Origin of the sequence: Dactylosporangium maewongense, from assembly GCF_039531485.1 — a bacterium.
In the GTDB taxonomy this organism is placed as follows: Bacteria; Actinomycetota; Actinomycetes; order Mycobacteriales; family Micromonosporaceae; genus Dactylosporangium; species Dactylosporangium maewongense.
In genome coordinates this window covers 160,701-180,022 of sequence record NZ_BAAAQD010000002.1, presented here as the reverse complement: position 1 = coordinate 180,022, position 19,322 = coordinate 160,701, and the positions used below count along the sequence as shown (strand labels likewise).

Genomic DNA, 19,322 nt, shown 5'->3' with positions numbered 1-19,322 from the left:
ACACGCCACGCGCCTGGCCGGGTGGGGGTCCGGCCAGGCGCGTGGCGGGTCGTGTTGCGGCGGTCAGCCTGGGTAGCGGATCAGGCCGATCGGGCTGGACGCGTGGGTGACGGTGTGCAGGGTGCCGGTGTCGCGGGTGATCAGTTCGATGGTCACGGAGCCGACGTGGAACGGGTCGGTTTCGCTCGGGGTGAGGTGTAGCAGGAGCGGGCCTTCGGGGTGGACGCCGAGGACGTAGCGGGCGTCCGGCTGGCCGTGCTCGAACCCGCCGTTGGAGGGGCGTTGGGCACCTGGGATGTCGTCGGGCAGTGGGTACCGGTGGGTGAGCCGGCCGGTCTCGAGGTCGAACCCGACGAGGAAGGTGTTCTGCCCGACGGCCGAGCCCGGGTCGGCCGCGTCGTGGGTGCGCATGAACAGCGTGCGGTCGTCCGTGTCCAGGATCGGTGCCCCGAAGGACTCGGGCAGCGTCTCCGTGGGGCGCAGGCCCAGGTCGGTCGTGGGGATGTCGCGGATGATCCGCCCGGTCGTGCCGTCGGCCAGGCGCAGCCCGGAGAAGGACGACTCGGGCAGCGGGCACAGCAGGAGCTCGCCCGAGTTGCGCACCGCGCACACCCGGGCGGTGCGCGGCAGGTCCGGCGGCGCCGTGCTGCGGGCCCCGGTGGTGAGGTCGACGGTGTACGTGACGCCGGACCGGCTGGAGGTCTGCACCACCAGCCGGCGGCTGTCCGGGGACCAGCTCGCGCCGGCGCTCGTGTCCACGCCGGCGAACTCCTGCCGTGCGGTGCCGGTGAGGTCCCGCAGCACCCAGGATCCTTCGGAGCGCAGCACCAGCAGCCAGCGGCCGTCCGGCGACATCCCGTCCACGCGCAGGCCGTCCACCTTGTACTGGCGGCCGTCCGCGGCGAGCAGGGCCCAACGTCCCTGGTCGCCGTCGTCGTACAGGAATGCCAGCGCGGCCGGGCCGACGCCGCGGTCCTCGGGGAGCACCGGCGCGGACCTGTCCAGGGTCAGCTGCCGTGGCAGGCCGTCGGCGGCCGTCGACGGCTCCTGGCCGCCTCCGTTGCTGAGCGGCCAGGCGACGCCGACCAGGCCGGCGACCACGAGCAGGGCCGCCGCGACCGGCACCAGCCGGGTCAGCGTCCGGCGGCGCTGGACCACCCTTACGGCACGGTCGGTCACGTCGTAGACGCGTGCGTCGTCGGCCGCATCGACCAGCGCATCCTTCAGGGACATCATGCCGGCACCTCCGAGTCCTCGATGAGTTCCACCAGTTCAGGAGCCACGACCCGTAGCCGGGCGAGGGCGTGATGGGTCTGGCTCTTGACCGAGCCCACCGAGCAGCCGAGCGTGTCGGCGGTCTCGGCCTCGGACAGGTCCTCGAAGTAGCGCAGGACGATCACCGCACGGTGTCCCGGCGCCAGCCTCGCCAGCGCGTTGCGCAGCACGATCCGGCGCACCGTGTCGGCGGACTCGTCCCGCCCGATGTCCCGCTCCGGCGGGTCGGCGGCCAGCACCTCCCGGCCGCGCCGGCTCCGCCACGACGAGACGTGCTCGTGGTAGAGCGCACGCCGCACGTAGGCGTCCGGCGTGCCGCCTTGAACCACCCGGCGCCAGTGCCGGGCCACCTTGATGAGCGTCACCTGCACCAGGTCCTCGGCCGCGTGGTGCTCGCCCGTCAGCAGGTACGCGACCCGTGACAGGCGCCCGATCCGTGCCGAAACGAACTCCCGGAAACTTGCCTCATCGTCCACCGGCACCCCCTCATGACTGTGTCGCCCCGGTACACGAGGGAAACGGTCTCTGAGGTTGGCAGCCCGTCCGACCAAAGCCGAACCGGGCCCGGACGGCCAAAGCCGAACAGGCCCGGACGGACGGATGGCCTACGCCTCGAGCAGCCACCACGCGATCGGGACGCCGCCGGCGGGGGCGGCGGCGTTGAGGTGCAGGCGGAGCTCGCCGGTGGCCGGGTTCGGCACCGCCGCCTTCACCCAGACGGCGGTGCTGCGCTGGGCGAGCGCGAGGGCGCGGGTCGAGGCGTACAGGTGCAGGCCGGTGACGGTCACGCTGCTGGCGCCGGCCGGCACGGTCGCCAGGCCGCTGCGGCTGAAGCGCGTCTGGCCGCGGACGGAGAGGGCGGTCTTGCTGTACTCGTCCGGGGCGGAGGCGACGACACCGATGCCGCCGAGGTCGCCGGCGACGCCGATGACGCCGTAGCCGATGTCGCTGCGGCCGATGACGCCGTTGCCGTTCGAGGAGTACCCGAGGACGCCCGCGTCGAAGCCGGTGGCGTCGACGGCGACGGTGGCGGTGTTGCGGACGTCGAGCGTGGCGGCGTCGGAGGTCGAGCGCAGGACGGTGGACTCGGTGCCGGCGTTGTTGTCGGCGCCCTGGAGGACCGGGTCGCCGGGCGCGGCGGCGGCCGGGGTGGCGGTGGTCATCGCGGCGGCGACCGCGGCCACGCCGCCGGCTCCCGCTCCGGTGAGGATGCCGCGTCGGCTGAGCCGGTTCGATGGCTTCTGGTTGGCCATGACTGATGCTCCCCTCGTGTCGTGGTCATCGCGACCACGTCCAGCTTCCGGGTGGGGAAACCCGAGGTCGAGCGGCTATCCGTCTGCGTTCCCGGCGGAATAGTGGTTGCTTGACAATTCAAAGACTCCAATTCGAATTCAATTTTCCACTGTACCGGAATCATTCATGGCCTAACGATGGCGGCTCCCGGGCGGGGGCAGCCGGGGCCGCCGGCCCTGGGACGGGGCCCCGGGCGGGGTGGAGTTGCTCGGGTGGAGGAAAGGGTCGCCGGTCTTCCGCGCGTCGGGCGCGCCCGAAACGATCGGCGTGACATTGTTTGGCCCGAATCAACTGCCCGAATACACCCATTTGGGCAAATTTGGGAGGATTTGTGGAGAGAAAGACCGTGAAGGGGCTCGCCCTCTTCACCGCGGCGGCCACGGCGTTGGTCGTCGTCCCGGCGACCGGCGCCTCGGCCGCGCCCGGTGCGGACACCGCGGGAGCCGCCAAGATCACGTGGGGTCAGTGCGAGAGCCCGGGCCTGCAGCGGCGGGGCGCCGAGTGCGGCCTGCTCGACGTGCCGCTGGACTACAGCAAGCCCAACGGCAAGAAGATCCAGATCGCCGTCTCGCGGATCAAGGCGAAGGTCGCCGCGAAGGACTACCAGGGCGTCATGCTCGTCAACCCGGGCGGCCCCGGCGGCTCCGGGCTGACGCTGTCGGTGCTGGGCGAGTACGTCCCCAACGGCGCCGGCCAGGCGTACGACTGGATCGGCTTCGACCCGCGCGGCGTCGGCTCCAGTGTTCCCGCGCTCTCCTGCGACAACGACTACTTCAACGGTCCGCGTCCGGAGTACATCCCGTGGAACCAGAGCATCGAGAAGACCTGGCTCGACCGGTCCAAGAACTACGCCAAGGCCTGCGGTAAGGCCGGCGGCGCGCTGCTGGACCACATGACGACGGTGGACTCCGTCAACGACATGGAGTCGATCCGCAAGTCGCTCGGCGCCAGCCAGATCAACTTCTACGGCTTCTCGTACGGCACCTACCTCGGCCAGGTCTACGGCACGCTGCACCCGAAGCAGGTGCGCCGCATGGTGCTGGACGGCAACGTCGACGTGCGCAAGGTCTGGTACCAGGCGAACCTGGACCAGGACGTGAACTTCGAGCGCAACGAGCGCATCTGGTTCGACTGGGTCGCCAAGTACGACTCGGTCTACCACCTGGGCAAGACCGGCACCGAGGTGCAGCTGCGCTGGTACGCGGAGCAGAACAAGCTCCGCAGCAAGCCGGCCGGCGGCGTGGTCGGCGCGGACGAGTTCGCCGACATCTTCCTGTACGCCGGCTACTACCAGTCGACGTGGCTGGAGCTGGCCGAGGCGTTCGCCGGCTGGGCCAACGACAAGAACACCGACCTCATCGTCGCGGCGTACGAGAACTACGTCGCCCCCGGCGACGACAACGGCTTCGCGGTCTACAACGCGGTGCAGTGCACCGACACCCAGTGGCCGCAGAGCTGGAACACCTGGGAGCGCGACAACTGGCGCACGTTCCTCAAGGCGCCGTTCATGACCTGGGACAACGCCTGGTACAACGCGCCGTGCCTCTTCTGGCCCGGCAAGGTGTCCAAGCCGGTCAAGGTCGACGGCTCGAAGGTCCAGAGCGTGCTGTTCGTCGGCACGACGCTGGACGCCGCCACGCCGTTCGAGGGCAGCCTCGAGGCGCGCCGCCGCTTCCCCAACAGCGCGCTGCTGGCGGAGGTCGGCCAGACCACGCACGCCAACTCGCTCAACGGCAACGAGTGCGTCGACAACGTGATCGCCGACTATCTCGCGACCGGCAAGCTGCCGGCCCGCAAGCAGGGCGACAAGGCCGACGCCACCTGCGACCCGCTGCCGCAGCCCGACCCGACCGAGGTCTCGCTGCAGGCGAAGTCGCTGCGGGCCGACAGCAGCGCGGTGCGCGCGCCGCTGTACCCCGTGCACCACTAGATCGCGCTACAAACAGCGGGGCCCCCGGAGAACCGGGGGCCCCGCTTTCGTACAGGAGCTACTGCTGGACGATGAACTCGACCCGGCGGTTGATCGCCTTGGCGGCGTCGCTGGTGTCGGGGACCTTCGGGCGGGACTCGCCGAAGCCCTTCGAGGTCAGCCGCTCCGGCGCGATGCCCAGCGCGACCAGCGTGTCGAGGACCGTCTTGGCACGGGCCTCGCTCAGCGTCTGGTTCCTCGCCTCGGTGCCGGTGCTGTCGGTGTGGCCCTCGATGCTGATCCGGATGCTGGGGTTGGCCTTCAGGATCGAGGCCACGTTGGCGACGACCGCCTGGCCCTGCTGGGTCAGCGTCGCCTTGTCGTTCTCGAACTCGACCGTCGGCAGCGCCACCAGCTGCGTCTGCACCTGCTCGGCCTTGGCCTCGCCGATCGCCAGCTCGTTGCGCACGATGCCGGTGACCTCGCGGGCCGCCTGCTCGGCCTGGTCCTTGACCGCCTGCGACACCACGGTGCCGGTCAGCGTCACCGTGCCGCCCTGCAGGTCGACGACCCCGGCCTTGGTCTCCTTGCCGAGCGCGACGAGCACCGGCGCCAGCGCCGCGATCTTGACGCCGTCGGTGCTGCGCTTGGCGTCGACGGTCACCTCGTCGAGCACGTTCTCGCTGCCGAAGGCCGTCTTCACCGCGTCGGCGAGCGCCGACTTGGCGGCGTCGTCGGCCACCGTACCGGTGAGCGTCGCCTTCCCCGCGTCGACGAGCAACTTCACCGCGACCGGCGACGGCGGCACCTCGACCTTCGGCGGCGCGATCACCGTCACGACCCGTACGCCCTCCACGGCGCGCGAGACGTCCTCGGCCTGCTGCTTCTCGTCGGCGGAGCCGACGCGCACCGTGCCGTCCCGCCCCGTGAACGACACCTGCGCGTCGATCCCGGCGTTGCTCAGCGCGACCTTCGTGTGGTCGGTCAGCACGGTCTCGACGTGGTGCCGGAAGGGCACCTCCATGCCCGCCGCGAGCGCGGCCAGCCCGACCACGCCGACGACGATCGGCACCACCGGGTTGACCCTGCGCAGCTCGTGCCGCACGGTCCGGGTCGTCGTCGTGCCCGCCATCAGGCGGACCCGGCGTCGCTGCCGGCGGCGGTCTCGGCGGTGCCGCCGAGCGGAGGCTTCGCGGTCGGCTCCCGGCCGGCGATCAGCCAGTCGGTCAGCTCCTTGAACTCCTCTTCCTTGCCGTCGGCGAGCAGTCGCGCCTGCCGGGCCCAGGTGACGATGCTCGGGGCGAACCGCAGGTCGGCCGCCTCGATCGCGGTGCGCAGCGTGTCCACGTCGGACTCGGCGAGCTTCACGTAGGTCCGGATGCCGGCGGCGAGGAGCGCGGCCGACATCTTCGGGCCGATCCCCTCGATCCGCTGCAGGTCGTCCGGCGGCCCGTCGTCCACGACCACCGCCGCGACGACCGGCTCCGGCTCTGCCTCGACGACCGGCTCCGGCTCGGGTGCGACGACCGGTTCGGGCTCCGGCTCGGGGGCGATCCCGGCAACCGGCTCCGGCTCCGGCTCGGGTTGCGGCTCCTGTACGGGCTCGACCGCGGCAACGGGATCCGGTGCCACGACGGGCTTCTTGGGGGTCGGCTCACGACCGGCGATCAGGTAGTCCGTGAGCTCCTTGAATCCTGCCTCGTCGCCGTCCGCGAGGAGACGCGCCTGGCGGCTCCACGAGCCGATGCTCGGTGCGAATCGCAGATTGGCGTTGGCGAGCGCGTCCTCCAAGGCGGACCGCTCGGCATCGGCCAATTCGGCATAGGTGGTGATGCCCGCCGCCTTCAGCGCAGCGGCGATCTTGGGGCCGATGCCTTCGATCCTGGCGAGGTCGTCCTCGGCCTTGGGCGTTTCCGCCGCCTCGGGTTCGTCCTCGAGGACCGGCACCGCCGCGAACGCGGACTCGACCTCGGCGACCAACTCGTCATCCACAACGACCGGGTTGTCCACAGCGGGCGTCTCGGCCGCGGTGACCGGCTCGGGGTCGGGAGTAGGTTCGGATTCGGCAGCGGGTTCGGGTTCGACGACGGGCTCGACCTCGGCGGCCGGCTCGGTCTCCTCGACCGCGACGGGCGCCGGGTCCTCGACGACCGGGTCTCCTGCCGCGGGCTCGGCCGGCAGCGGCTCGGCCGCGGAAGCCGCGACCGGTTCGGGCTCGGGCTCGGGGTCGGCTTCCGCGACGGGCTCCGACTTCGCGAGCGCGACCGGCTCGGCAACGGGCTCGGTGACCGGCTCCGCGACAGGCTCGGGGTCGGCGACAGGCGCCGGCTCCGCGACGGGCTCGGCCGGCGCTGCGGCGACGAGGGGTTGGGGGGGCGCGGGGGTGGTGGTGGTTTCCTCGGAACGGATCCGGCGCACCTGACGGCCCCACCAGAGGTAACCGACGAGCAGGCCGAGGAGGAACGCAACGATGATGAACAACAGTGACTGGTTGATGAACCAGGTCACGACGGGCCTCCGGGGGGAAAGTGACCGACGCGTGATGGGGGAAGTTTGCGGGCAGCTTTCCATACCTCAATGGCTTCGCAACAGAGCCGGAAAGACGGCGCGACCTGCCGGTTCTGTTCGATCACGGCGGGCGCGGGCGGGGCGCGGGAAAAGGTTGCGGAGCATTTGCGCTGATGAGAGGGCATGTGACGGGGCGTGACCGCCAAGACGGCGGAAAATCCGTGCAACCGTTGATGTGGTGCCGATGGAAAGCTTGGTGCTGAAGCTCACGACATGGCGGGTGAACTGGAGGTCGACGAAGGATGGGCAAGACGACACGGGTCCTGACCTTGGCGGCGGTCGCGGCTGCGGCGGGTGGGGTGGCGTGGGCGCTGCGTGACCTTCCGGCGCAGCTCGGCGCGGTCGCGTCGGGGGCGAGGGCGGAGCGGATGCGGCGTTCCCCGCAGTTCGGGGACGGCAAGTTCGTCAACCCGGTGCCGGCCGAGGCCCTGCCGGACGGCGCGATGGCCGACGCGTTCCGCCAGCTGATCTTCGGCCAGCAGCCGCGGCGGCCGAGGGGAGTGATCCCGGTGGTGCGGCCGGTGTTCCCCGCGAAGCAGGACGGCGACCTGCATGTCACGTGGCTGGGGCACTCGACGGCGCTGGCGGAGGTCGAGGGCGTGCGGGTGCTGTTCGACCCGGTGTGGAGCGAGCGGTGCTCGCCGACGTCGTTCGTGGGGCCGAAGCGGCTGCACCCGATGCCGCTGGGGCTGGAGGAGCTGCCGAGGATCGACGCGATCGTCATCTCGCACGACCACTACGACCACCTGGACCTGGCGTCGATCAAGGCGCTCGCCAGGACGCAGCAGGCGCCGTTCCTGGTGCCGCTGGGTGTCGGCGCGCATCTGGAGCGCTGGGGTGTGCCGCTGGACCGGATCATCGAGCTGGACTGGGAGGAGTCGGTGGAGGTCCGGCACGTCCGGCTGACCGCCACGGCGGCGCGGCACTTCTCCGGCCGCCGGTTCACCCGCGACGGCACGCTGTGGGCGTCGTGGGCGGTCAAGGGCGAGCGGCGCAGCGTGTTCTACACGGGCGACTCCGGCTACTGGGGCGGCTACAAGGAGATCGGCGAGCAGCACGGGCCGTTCGACGTGTCGCTGATCCAGGTCGGTGCGTATGGCGACGCGTGGCCGGACATCCACATGAAGCCCGAGGACGGGGCGAGCGCGCACCTCGACGTGCGGGCCGGGGTGCTCATCCCGCTGCACTGGTGCACGTTCAACCTGGCGGTGCACGCGTGGTCGGAGCCGGTCGAGCGGCTGCTGGACGAGGCCGCCGCGCGGGACATCACGCTCGCGATCCCGCGACCAGGTGACCGGCTCAACATCGACGCGTTGCCGTCAGTTGAACCGTGGTGGCGCCCCATTGCATAAGGATTAAACGAGCAGCTCAGGGCACGTGTCGGGGCACACATGCAAGGACCCGACAAAAGGCTGGCGGATAGGCGGCCTCCCGACGTACTGTATCGATACAGAAGGAACTGGATCGATGCAGAGAAGGGAGGAGCCCGACCATGAAGGCGACGTTGCAGACCATCGCCGACGAGCTCGGCGTGTCGCGCAGCACGGTGTCCAATGCCTATAGCCGGCCGGATCAGCTCTCCCCCGAGCTGCGCGCCAGGATCCTCTCCGCGGCCCAGCGGCTCGGCTACTCGGGGCCCAACCCGACGGCGCGCTCGCTGCGCAGCGGCAAGGTCAACGCGATCGGTGTGCTGCTGACCGACAACCTGTCGATGGCGTTCACCGACCCCTACGCGGTGGCCTACCTGCGCGGGCTCGCGGAGGCGGCCTCGGCGCGGGAGACCTCGCTGCTGCTGCTCAACCTGCCCAAGGACGAGGCGGCCGGCCGGCGCGTCATCAGCAACGCCGCCGTCGACGCCTTCTGCCTCTACTGCGTGCCCGACTGGCACTCGGCGCTGGAGCTCGTGCGCTCCCGCGGCGTGCCGATCGTGATCGGTGAGGACCCGCAGGCGTTCGGGCCGGAGGCGAGCTACGTCGGCATCGACGAGCGCGCGGCGGCCCGCCGGCTGGGCGAGCACATCGTCAACCTCGGCCACCGCGACATCGCGGTGGTGGCGCACTGGATCGTCGACGACGGCGTCACCAGCCAGGTGCACGCCGACCCCGACGACCTGCGCTACTACGTGACCGGCGAGCGGGTCCGCGGCTTCCGCGACGCGTTCCTGGCCGCGGGCGTGCCGTGGGAGCGGGTCGTGCTGATCAACGCGGCCGCGAACCAGCGCGAGGAGGGCGCCGAGGCGGCGGCCCACGCGCTCGACCGGCTCGACCGGGCGACCGCGATCCTGTGCACCTCCGACGTCCTGGCCCTCGGCGTGCTCGACGCGCTGCGGGTGCGGGGCCTGCAGGCCGGCCGGGACGTCTCGGTCACCGGCTTCGACGACATCCCGGAGGCGGACGCCGCCGGGCTCACCACCATCCGCCAGCCCAGCGTCGAGCGCGGGCGGCTCGCGGGAGAGCTGCTGCTCGACCCGCCCGAAGACCCGGCGCTGCGTCGCCTGACGCTGCCCGTATCCCTGGTGGTCAGGTCGACCACCGGACCCAACACTGCCAAGGAGAAGTCATGACCCCGATCGCCCTGATCATGTCGCTGGAGGCCGTCCGCCTGGAGGCGAACTCGGCCATGCCCAACGCCCCCGTCATCGACGACCGTCGCCGCGAGTCGGCCACCATGGGCAAGATGCGCAACTTCACCGCGCGCACGCTGCGCCGCGCGGCCGACCGAGTCGAGCCCACGCCGGCCCTCACCTACGGGTAACGCGGGGCCGGACCGGCCGCGAAACCTGAAGCACGCCTGAACGACAGAAGGGCCCGGGGCAACCGCCCCGGGCCCTTCTGCGTGCGGCTAGAGCGCCGCGTAGTCCGGGGTGTCCGCCCGGGCGGCGCTGGCGCGGGCGCCGAGGCCGATCGCGTCGTAGTCCTGCCGGCTGGTGGCCCGCAGGATCAGCGCCCAGATGACGCCGATGACCGCGACCGCACCGTACGCCGCCGGGAACGCCCAGACGGCCGCGTTCTCGGTGCCGGGGGCGAAGCCGAGCAGGCCGCCGAAGTTGTCGACGACGAGCCAGATGATGTACCCGAGTGCCACCGACGACAGGATCGGCGCGATCAGCCGGGACCAGGCGCCTTCGCCGCGGGCGTCCTTCAGGAAGAACCCGATGACCGACAGCGAGGTCGTGAAGACCAGGAACAGCACGCCGACGCCGCCGGAGGTGCCCAGCCAGAAGAACAGGTTGAGCATCGGGTCCCAGCCCTGGACCGCGAAGAGCACGAGCACGACGAGCGCGATCACGGTCTGGAAGATCGAGCCGGACGACGGGGCGCCGGAGCGGGCCCGGGTGCGGCCGAAGAACGCCGGGAGCACCCGCTCGCGGCCGAGCGCGAACGCGTAGCGCGCGGTCGTGTTGTGGTAGCTCAGGGCGGCGGCCGCGATGCTGGTGGTCAGCAGGACGAGGCCGAGGTCGGCGGCCCAGGCGCCGCCCTTCTCCGCGAGGGTCGGGAAGAACGGGCCGCCGGACTCGGCCATCTCCTGCGCGGCCGGCACGGTGGCGTCGACGCCGATGCTGACCGCGGCGGCCCAGCTGGTGACGGCGTACGAGACGACCATGACGGCCAGGCCGAGGAACGTGGCGACGGCGACGGTCCGGTTCTTGCCCTTGGCCTCCTCGGCGAAGACCGGGGCGGCCTCGAAGCCGACGAACGCGGTGACGCAGACGGCGAAGGCCGGGCCGGCCGCGTCCTTCAGCGAGCTCCAGTTCCACGGCTCGAGGCTGACGCCGCCCTCGGCCGGGTTGCTGAGGAAGATGAAGTCGAAGATCGTCACGGCGATCAGCTCGGCGCCCAGCAGGACCATGAGGACCTTGCTGTTGACGTCGACCCGCAGCAGGCCGAGCACGGCGATGACCAGCCACAGCGCGAGCGCCAGGATCCACCAGTCGACATTCAGGTCGGCCTTGTCCGCCAGGATCAGCGAGGCGTAGAAGCCGAACGCGCCGTAGAGGCCGATCTGCAGCAGGTTGTAGGCGAGCAGCGCGACCAGGGACCCGCCGACGCCGAGCGGCCGGCCGAGGCCCTGGGAGATGTAGCTGTAGAACGCGCCGGCGTTGGTGATGTGCCGGGACATGGCGACGTAGCCGAAGCTGAACACGGCCAGCACCACGGCGATGATGACGAACGCGAGCGGGAAGCCGGTCACGCCGACCCAGCCCCAGGCCGACGAGACCAGGGCGCCGACCACCATGAGGGGGGCGGCCGCCGTGAGGGCGAACATGATGACGGACGGCACGCCGAGACGGTCTCGGGCCAGTGCCTGGGATACCACGCTCGGTCGCGCAGGCGACGTTGCGGACATCGGTCCTCCAGGGGTTTTGAGGGGGAAGGGGAGAGGAAAGTCCGCTAGCCGCGCTGCGACAGCACCGAGTCGCCGACCGCCGCCTCGACCTGGAGGATCAGGTCGCGCAGCGGTGGCGGCAGTGCGCCCACCGCTTGTTGAAGTCTTCTGATGCTGGTCTGGTCGGTGTCCCACAGGACGTGACCGGTGAGCCCGGTCGCGTCGGCCAGGCCGGCGAGGGTGGTGTCGGCAACCCGCATCGGCTCCTGCCCGGTGAGCAGGCGGCGCAGCCGCACCACCCGCCCGGCCGGCAGGTTGATGTCGGTGGCCACCCACCGGGTCGTGGTGCGCAGCAGCCGCCGCACCTGGGTCTGCTCGACCAGGCCGACGCGGGCGAGCCGCTGGCCGACCGCGTCGACCGCGGTCTGGCCGAGGAAGAGCAGCCAGGTGCGGATCTCGCGGTGCTGGGTCTCCGCGACCATGGTGGCGAGGTTGGTGTGGGCGAGCGGATCCGACGGGGGTTCCCGGTTGATCACTCGCAGCCGGGCGCCCTCGCAGACGATCCGCTGCTCCAGGACGAGCTCGCCGAGCATCGCTCCCGCGAGGCCGAGCTCGACCGCCCGCTGCGACAGACGGGACCGGCCGTCCCTGTCGTCGTGCGCGATCAGGAAGAAGTCATCTGCAAGCAGCATCCGCCCGCACTCCTCGAAGAGGGCAGGGTGAAGCGCGCCACGAACCCCAGCCTGGCGCGAACCGTCACCGCACATCCGTCTTCAGCTCAGTTTGGATCCGAAAGATCTCACGGACCCAACGCGAAAGCATGCACTGCGGGACAGTGCCACCGCAACTTATGTAATGAGGATTTTGAATGATTGTCTTCAGACAAGTGATATTGACGCCGGGCACAGCCAGCGGAGGCTACCGAGCGTGAGGTGCAGTAATTCGGGTCCAAACGGCACCCATTCACACCCTGGGTAACATTCGGATCCGTACGGCCGAGGCATTGTTGAGCTTTATCCGCTGCTGATTGCGGTACAGAAGTCAATGATCGATATCGCACTGGGTAGTCGGCGCCGGACACGCCTGACGGCCGGCTCCCACACAGCGCGTAATGAGAGCCGGCCTCACGGTTGCGGAAACGTCAGGTGGCCGCCTCGGCGGCCTCGTCGACCGCCTCGAGCAGCTCCTCCAGGGCATACCCGCCGTCGTGGCGGACCCCGTTGATGAAGAACGTCGGCGTGCCGTTGACCCCGCTGCGGACCCCACCGACGAAGTCGCGGCGGACCCGGTCGAGGTGGACGTGCGCGCCGACCTCGTCGGCGATCTCCTCCGACGGCAGGCCCAGCCGCTCGACGCCGACCATGAGCTGGCGCGGGTTGATGCTGCGCTGGTGCTCGAAGAGCCAGTCGTGCGCGGGCCAGAACCGCCCTCTGGCCGCGGCCGCCTCCGCCACCTCGGCGGCCAGCTCGGCGTAGGGGTGCACGTTGGTGAGGGGGAAGTGCCGGTACGTGTAGCGGACCGTCTCGTGTCGCAGCCGTAGCAGGTCCCGCACGATCGCGTGCGCCATGCCGCAGTAGGGGCACTGGTAGTCGCCGTACTCGACCAGCGACACCGTGCCCTCGCCCTGCGCGTGCTCGTCGGGCCCGACCGGCACCACCAGCCGGGCCACCGTCACCTGGAAGGGGGTCGTGGTCACAGCACCGGCCGCCGTCCGCTGTCGAGGCCTTCGAGCGCGTTGAGGATGCCGTCGGCGCCGGGGTTGACGCCGGCGGCCGTGACCTGGCTCCAGGCCACCATGCCGTCGCCGTCGAGCACGAACAGGGCCCGCTCGCAGACCCCCGCGCGATCGTCGTAGACGCCGTACCGCCGGGCCACCTGCCCCTTGGGCTCGAAGTCGGCCAGCAGCGGAAAGGTGATCCCCCGGTCTTGCGCGAACGCCCGATGCGACCAGACGTTGTCCACGGAGATGCCCAGCACGCCGGCGTTGTAGCGCTCGAACTCGGGCATGACCGCCTGGTACAGCGCCATCTGGTCGCCGCAGACGGGGCTCCAGTCGGCCGGGTAGAAGGCGAGCACCGCCGGGCGGCCACGGTACTGGGCCGTGCCGACCCGATGATCCGGTGCGACGGGCAACTCGAAGTCGGGTGCACGCTGTCCTGCGTGCAGCGCCGGGGATACAGAACCGCTCATTCCTCAACGGTTCGCCGGGCTGCGGCGGGGCGGGTCACTCCGACGGGGTGACCGTGGTGACCTTCAGCGGGCTGCCGGTGCACTGCGACTCGAAGCTCGGGTCGGGCAGGCCGGTGACCTTGACCCGCTGGCCGGCGCGCAGCCCGGCGGCGGGCGGGCCGATCAGGACCCACACCATCTTGTCCGTGACCAGCTCGACGCAGGCGCCGGCGACGCGGACCTGGCCGGTGGTGGTGAGGACGGAGAAGTCGTCGGTCGGCTCGTGCGGCGCGGTGGTCTTCGGCACCCCGGACGGCAGCGTGGTGAGCACCGAGGTGTCCGGGCCGGGCGCGGACTTCGACGGGGAGGGCGCGGGCGTCGAGGGCGCGGACGAGACGGAGGGCGCGGGCGCGGCGGCCTTGTCGGCGGCCTTGTCGGCGGACTTCGCGGCGCACCCGGTCAACGCGACCGGCAGGGACAGCGCGGAAACGGCGAGGAGGAGGCCCAGTGCTTTGTTCATGGCACTTGGACCTCCTCCGGCCGCGCGCGGTTCCGCGCGATGTCGAATCAGCGGCTAGGATCTCAGCCGGTGATGCGGACCTTCACGCTGGTGCCGTTGGTCGACAGCACCTTGATCTTCACACCGTTGTTGGGGACCTTGACACCGTAGTACGTGTTGGTGGCGGGGTCCTCACGGTAGTAGTTCTTGCTGTCGTCGAACGTGGCGACACCGTTCTGGCCACGGATGTAGCTCGAGGTGCTGTTCGGGCCGTAGTGCAGCGAGAACGAGCCGGCCTTGGTCAGGCCGAACGTCGCGTCGTAGCCCTGGATGCGCGGACGCCACGGGGTGCCGTCCAGCTTGTAGACCAGGTCCGGGTGCGCGTCGATCGGCAGGATCAGGCCGCCGCCGTGGTGCTGGCTGGTGTTGTTGTCCGAGAACGAGGTGTCCCAGTACGTGACCAGCAGACCCTGCTCGTACGCGAAGTGCTCGACGAGGTCGGGCTTGCTCGCGAACCCGAAGTTGTACGGCCCGGTCTTGAGGTACTGGTCCCAGGACGTGTACTGGCGGTTCGAGGCGATGTAGAAGTTGTCGTAGGCGGTGGTCAGCGTGCTGCCCACGGCGGTGAACCCGACCGCGGTCCAGCCGTTGGCACCGGCCTCGGCACCGTCGGCGAAGACCGTGGTCGCGCCGTTGGTCACCTTGATGTCGTCGGCGAAGAAGCCCATGCCGCCGGCGGCACCGTCGGTGAAGTAGTGGAACCGCAGGCCGACCGTCTTGCCCGCGTAGGCGGACAGGTCGAACGACGCCGGCACGAAGCCGTTGCTGGCACCGTCGATGCCGTTGCCCTCGGCGGCGGTGGTGATCGTGCCCGGGATCGACTTGAAGCCGGTGCCGTCGTCCACCTCGACGTAGGCGTAGTCACACGCGTCGGGGCCGCAGTCCTCGATGTCCCACGCCGCCTTGAAGCTCAGCGTCGTGGTCCCGGCGGGGATCGCCACGCTGCGGGTCAGCGAGTTGTTGAGGTTGTCGCCGGAGCCGCTCCACCAGGACTTGGTGCCTTCCGGCGGGGTCGGCAGCTGGGTGACGATCTGCTTCTTCGGCAGGACCACGACGACGGCCTGGGCCTTGTTGCTGTTGTACTCGTGGGGCCCGAGGTCGAGCGTCTTGTTCTGCCCTGCCACGACGATCTCGTAGTCGAGCCAGCCGAGCTGCAGCTTGTCCCAGGCGCCGAGGTCGGCGGCCCGGTCGCCGATGTTGTTGTCGCCCGCCTTGCTGACCCGGCTCTGCGCCATGATGGTCCACCAGTTGACCGGGTTCTCGGCGTTGCCGCCGGCGCCCGAGGTGTCGTAGTGGTCCGGCAGGCCGAGGTCGTGGCCGTACTCGTGCGCGAACACGCTCAGGCCGCCGTTCTCGGGCTGGATCGTGTAGTCACGGATCCACAGACCGGTGTTGCCGATCTGCGTGCCACCCATCTGGTTGAACGTCGGGCCGCTGGTGAAGTTCTGGAACGCCGCCCAGCGGTGGCTCCAGATCGCGTCCTCGCCCTGGTACGGGTCGCCATCGGCCTGGTCGCCACCGGAGTGGACGATCTGGAAGTGGTCGATGTAGCCGTCGGGCTCGTTGAAGTCGCCGTCGCCGTCGTAGTCGAAGCGGTCCCACTGGTCGTAGGAGGCGAGCGTGGCGGCGATGTCGGCGTCGGTCTTGCCCTGCGCCTTCTGGCCCGAGACCCACGCGTCGACCGCGTCACGGATCAGGTTCCAGGTGTTGCTGCAGACGTTGCTGGCGCACGGGTAGCCGTTGCTGCGGCCGTACCGGGCCTCGTTGTACGGGACCTTGACCCAGTCGGTCACCAGACCGTCGACGCTGTAGCGCCCTGACGACTGCTTCTCGTAGTACGTCTTCAGGGACTCCGCGCCGCTGCCGGTCGCGAAGTACTTGTTGTAGAAGTACTGCTGGCTGAAGTCCTGCTCCCAGAGGGTCGAGTTGTCGACCGACCGGTCCGGCTCCGGGATGGCGTTGTGCAGCGGCCCGTCGAACACCGTCGGCCCGGGGGTGGCGGCGCTCGTGTCCTGGTCCGGGTAGCTCGGGTGCCGCTGGTTGCCGAACTCGGCGAGGACGACGAAGATCTTGTCGGTCTTCTCGCGGCTCAGCTCGACGTACTGGTCGACGCGGGCCTTCTTGGTCTTGGTGTCGCCACCCTTCCCGACCTGGCCCTTCTTGCCGATCTTGACGACCGTGCTCGATCCACGCTTCTCCGGCGTCGCCTGGCCGCTCAGGATCTGCGAGATCGCGACCTCACGGGATTCGCGCCGCTTGTCCTCCAACGGGTTCGGCAACTCGTCGGAGGGTGACGCGGCGTCGGCTACGGAAGGTCCCCCGGCTGACGGCACCGCGTACGCGGCACCACCCCCGGCGAACACCCCCATACCCGACGCAAGCGTGAGACTCAGAAGTCCCACGGTCAACTTACGCACAGGTACCTCCCTGGTGGGGCTAAGCACCAAGGCATGATGTCGATGCCTCGATGCACCTGTCGCGAGAGACTAAGTGGTCCTTGCAGGGTGTAAAGATCCACATCGGGGTAAGGGTGGTGGTGCGAGGGTCAAAGCAAGGGTGAACCCGGCTATTGAGCGCGATCTCTCAATGTGCTGAGGTCCCGGACGATCACGTGCAGGCGACCGGTCTGGATCAAGCCCTCCTCACGCAGCGTGCGCAACGCCTTCGTGACCGCCTCACGCGACGACCCCGTCCAGCCGGCGAGCTCGTCCTGCGACAGCGGCAGGCTGATCCGCAGCCCCTCGTCCGTCTGCTCGCCGAAGCGCTCGGCGAGCTCGACGAGACGGGCCGCGACCCGCCCGGTGGTGTCGTAGGCGCCGAACTCGATCCGCTTGCGGTCCGCGTCGCGGAGCCGGCCGATCAGCTCGCGCATGAGCAGCATCGAGACGCGCGCGTGGCCCAGCAGGTAGCGCTCGAACTCCGGCGACGGCACGGCGAGCGCGACGACCGGTTCGAGGGCGGTGACGGTCGCCGACATCGGGCCGCCGTCGACCGCGGACAGCTCGCCGAGCAGCGCGCCGGGGCCGCGCACGGCGAGGACCACCTCGGTGCCGGAGGCGGTGTCGGAGGAGACCTTCACGCGGCCGGCCTTGAGCACGATCACCGACTCGGAGCGGCTCGCCTCGCGGTAGATGACCGCGCCGCGCTTCCACTGCCGCCGGTGCCCGGCCGCCTCCAGCGCGGCCTGCTCGTCTGTATTCAGCAGGTCGAAGAACTCGGTCACGGGTTCAAACTCTGCACCACATATGCCCGGACTGTCTGTCGGCGTCCTTTCACTTCGAGGTCGCCGAGGGGGGTCGCGACCACGCCGCGCAGCGCGTCGTGGGTGGCGCCGCCGATGACGACCTGACCGGGCTCGGCGATCGTCTGCAGGCGCGCCGCGACGTTGACGGCGTCGCCCATCGCGTTGAAGCCGCGCAGCAGCTCGCTGCCGATGTTGCCGACGAGCGCCGGGCCGGTGTTGGCGCCGACCCGGAAACGCGGCCAGCCGGGGTGCCCGGCGGCGATCACCCGCACCGCGTCCTGCATCTGCAGGGCCGCGCGGACCGCCCGCGTCTCGTGGTCGTCCTGCCGGGCGGGCGCGTTGAACAGCGCCAGCAGCGCGTCGCCGACGAACTGCACGATCGTGCCGCCGTTGTCGAGGATGCAGGGGACGGCGACCCCGTGGTACCGGTTGAGCATCTCGACGATCTCGCCCGGCTCGACCGCCTCGGAGAAGGTCGTGAAGCCGCGCAGGTCGGCGAAGAGCGCCGTGACGTCGACCAGCTGGCCGCCGAGCGCGGCCTGGCCGGGGTCGGCGAGCAGCGCGGCCGCGACGTCCGGCGACATGTACTGCCGGAAGAGCGTCGACAGCTCCCCGTACAGTCGCGCGTTCTCCAGCCCGATGGACAGCTGGTTGGCGAGGGTGGCGCGCAGCTCGGGGCGCCCGGTGGCGGGGATCCGCACCCCGCCGGCGACCTTGCCCTTGACCGTCAGCGGCAGCACGTCGGCGCCGGTCACGGCGGTGACGCCGCCGGAGACGAGGCCGACCTCGACGTCGCCGAAGGACGGGCGGACCGCGTCGACCGCAGAGCGCAGGAACTCGTCCTCGCCGGCGCCGACGCGGGCCTGCTCGCCGACGGTGACGAGGGCGCCGAGCCGGCCCGTCAGGTCGCGCTCGGCGAGCAGCGCGGCGGCGGCCCGGTCGAGCACCTCGGCCTGCTTCTCGGTGAGCCCGAAGCGCTCCGCCATCCGCGCCGCGAGCCGCTCCGGCCGGCCGCCCGCCTCGGACTCCTGCAGGGCGGTGACGAGCTCCTCGAGCGCCTCGGTGTACTGCGCCCGGATCCGGCGGGTGGTCTCGGCGGCCGCGATCCCGTCGAAGAGCCCCGCGGCGCTGCCTTCGCGCCGGTACTGCACGTAGGCGGAGTAGCCGACGAACAGGAACGCCACGGTGAGGATCAGGTGCCACTCCCACCACGACAACCGCCACTTGTCGGCCAGGGTCACCGCCAGCATCGCCTCGGCCAGCAGCACGAACGCGGTCACCACCGACAGCAGCACCACGCCGGGCGCGCGCCGGTACCGCAGGTAGAAGCGGACCGCGGCGACCAGGTACAGCGCGACCGCGGCATACGAGGCGACGACCATCGGCCCTTCGACGTCGCGCACCTGGGTCTGCCGGTTCAGCGGCGGCAGGTCCAGCACCGACACGACGATCCAGGCGAACAGGACGGCCGCCAGGAGCGGGCGCAGGGCCAGCTGCCACCGGGTGATGCCGGGCGGGAGACGTACCGACGACACCAACGCCAGCAGTGCACCGATGATCAGGCCGACCGCCATCGCCATGTCGAAGCCGGCGTTGGGGTGCGCGATGAGGACCTTCGGGGTGGCGAGCGCATGCGCGAACAGGAAGCCGGCGCCGGCCAGGAACACCAGCGAGACGAGGAACAGCCGCCCGTCCTGCCGGCGGTGCGCGGCGACGCTCATCGCGGCGCCCACCGCGACGTTGACCGCGGCGACCACGAGGACCAGCCAGAAGTGCGTGTCGTGGTGCTGCCAGATCAGGTCCGCCCCCGGACGGGTCAGCAGCAGCCACAGGCCCGCGAGGGGCAATGCCAGGTGGCTCGCCCAGACCACGACACGAGGCATCGAACGCACCCATTCTCTAGCTGGTCACTTTGGCGACATTGCAGCAGTTGCGTTGTGCGTCTTTGGACGCAGACACGGTACGCCAACCTCGGTCTC

Annotated in this window: 17 protein-coding genes; 4 read left to right on the top strand and 13 right to left on the bottom strand. The window is 70.5% G+C overall.

Going from position 1 to position 19,322, the window contains the following annotated elements; genetic code table 11:
* Window positions 1–63 precede the first annotated feature (63 nt).
* The 3 genes from ABD332_RS07730 to ABD332_RS07720 all read right to left on the bottom strand — a co-directional run bounded on the left by ABD332_RS07730 (window position 64) and on the right by ABD332_RS07720 (window position 2,528).
* A complete protein-coding gene (locus tag ABD332_RS07730; RefSeq protein WP_344501090.1) occupies window positions 64–1,236 on the bottom strand; it encodes a TolB-like translocation protein in 1,173 nt (390 codons plus the stop codon).
* Complete coding sequence (locus tag ABD332_RS07725) at window positions 1,233–1,751, bottom strand: SigE family RNA polymerase sigma factor (RefSeq protein ID WP_344501088.1); 519 nt, start codon at window positions 1,749–1,751, stop codon at window positions 1,233–1,235. Before ABD332_RS07725 ends, ABD332_RS07730 begins: the two co-directional genes overlap by 4 nt.
* A gap of 129 nt (window positions 1,752–1,880) precedes the next feature.
* On the bottom strand, window positions 1,881–2,528 hold the full coding sequence (locus ABD332_RS07720) for a hypothetical protein (protein WP_344501086.1): 648 nt from the start codon (window positions 2,526–2,528) through the stop codon (window positions 1,881–1,883).
* 371 nt (window positions 2,529–2,899) lie between these two features.
* Here ABD332_RS07720 and ABD332_RS07715 point away from each other — a divergent pair, with 371 nt between their 5' ends.
* A complete protein-coding gene (locus ABD332_RS07715) occupies window positions 2,900–4,498 on the top strand; it encodes an alpha/beta hydrolase (protein WP_344501084.1) in 1,599 nt (532 codons plus the stop codon).
* Window positions 4,499–4,556: 58 nt separating this feature from the next.
* Here ABD332_RS07715 and ABD332_RS07710 read toward each other — a convergent pair whose 3' ends face one another.
* The gene (locus ABD332_RS07710) at window positions 4,557–5,609 is read right to left on the bottom strand and encodes an OmpA family protein (protein WP_344501082.1); all 1,053 of its coding nucleotides are present in this window, start codon (window positions 5,607–5,609) and stop codon (window positions 4,557–4,559) included.
* Window positions 5,609–6,985: a helix-hairpin-helix domain-containing protein gene (locus ABD332_RS07705; protein WP_344501080.1), complete on the bottom strand. Its 1,377-nt coding sequence runs from the start codon at window positions 6,983–6,985 to the stop codon at window positions 5,609–5,611. Before ABD332_RS07705 ends, ABD332_RS07710 begins: the two co-directional genes overlap by 1 nt.
* Window positions 6,986–7,287: 302 nt before the next feature.
* Between ABD332_RS07705 and ABD332_RS07700 the strand changes: the two genes are divergently transcribed.
* From ABD332_RS07700 to ABD332_RS07690, 3 genes are all read left to right on the top strand, one after another.
* Complete coding sequence (locus tag ABD332_RS07700; RefSeq protein ID WP_344501078.1) at window positions 7,288–8,397, top strand: MBL fold metallo-hydrolase; 1,110 nt, start codon at window positions 7,288–7,290, stop codon at window positions 8,395–8,397.
* A 140-nt stretch (window positions 8,398–8,537) separates the two neighbouring features.
* The gene (locus ABD332_RS07695) at window positions 8,538–9,608 is read left to right on the top strand and encodes a LacI family DNA-binding transcriptional regulator (RefSeq protein WP_344501076.1); all 1,071 of its coding nucleotides are present in this window, start codon (window positions 8,538–8,540) and stop codon (window positions 9,606–9,608) included.
* Window positions 9,605–9,799 (top strand): hypothetical protein, encoded by a 195-nt coding sequence (locus ABD332_RS07690; protein WP_344501074.1) that lies wholly within the window; start codon window positions 9,605–9,607, stop codon window positions 9,797–9,799. The genes ABD332_RS07695 and ABD332_RS07690 overlap by 4 nt, the downstream gene beginning before the upstream one ends.
* An 87-nt stretch (window positions 9,800–9,886) precedes the next feature.
* Here ABD332_RS07690 and ABD332_RS07685 read toward each other — a convergent pair whose 3' ends face one another.
* From ABD332_RS07685 to ABD332_RS07650, 8 genes are all read right to left on the bottom strand, one after another.
* Window positions 9,887–11,326 carry an APC family permease gene (locus ABD332_RS07685; protein WP_425552149.1) on the bottom strand — a complete coding sequence of 480 codons (1,440 nt, stop codon included), beginning with the start codon at window positions 11,324–11,326 and terminating at the stop codon, window positions 9,887–9,889.
* A gap of 110 nt (window positions 11,327–11,436) precedes the next feature.
* Window positions 11,437–12,063, bottom strand: coding sequence for a GOLPH3/VPS74 family protein (locus ABD332_RS07680; protein WP_344501070.1), 627 nt, complete (start codon window positions 12,061–12,063; stop codon window positions 11,437–11,439).
* Between the two features lie 449 nt (window positions 12,064–12,512).
* Complete coding sequence (locus tag ABD332_RS07675) at window positions 12,513–13,067, bottom strand: DsbA family protein (protein ID WP_344501068.1); 555 nt, start codon at window positions 13,065–13,067, stop codon at window positions 12,513–12,515.
* Window positions 13,064–13,561 (bottom strand): redoxin domain-containing protein, encoded by a 498-nt coding sequence (locus ABD332_RS07670; RefSeq protein WP_344501066.1) that lies wholly within the window; start codon window positions 13,559–13,561, stop codon window positions 13,064–13,066. Before ABD332_RS07670 ends, ABD332_RS07675 begins: the two co-directional genes overlap by 4 nt.
* A gap of 34 nt (window positions 13,562–13,595) precedes the next feature.
* Window positions 13,596–14,060, bottom strand: a complete 465-nt coding sequence (locus ABD332_RS07665) for a hypothetical protein (protein ID WP_344501064.1) — start codon at window positions 14,058–14,060, stop codon at window positions 13,596–13,598.
* 62 nt (window positions 14,061–14,122) lie between these two features.
* Window positions 14,123–16,516 carry an immune inhibitor A domain-containing protein gene (locus tag ABD332_RS07660; protein ID WP_425552148.1) on the bottom strand — a complete coding sequence of 798 codons (2,394 nt, stop codon included), beginning with the start codon at window positions 16,514–16,516 and terminating at the stop codon, window positions 14,123–14,125.
* Between the two features lie 149 nt (window positions 16,517–16,665).
* Window positions 16,666–17,322: a Crp/Fnr family transcriptional regulator gene (locus ABD332_RS07655; protein WP_425552147.1), complete on the bottom strand. Its 657-nt coding sequence runs from the start codon at window positions 17,320–17,322 to the stop codon at window positions 16,666–16,668.
* Window positions 17,319–19,226, bottom strand: a complete 1,908-nt coding sequence (locus tag ABD332_RS07650; RefSeq protein WP_344501060.1) for an adenylate/guanylate cyclase domain-containing protein — start codon at window positions 19,224–19,226, stop codon at window positions 17,319–17,321. The genes ABD332_RS07655 and ABD332_RS07650 overlap by 4 nt, the downstream gene beginning before the upstream one ends.
* Between the last annotated feature and the right edge of the window lie 96 nt (window positions 19,227–19,322).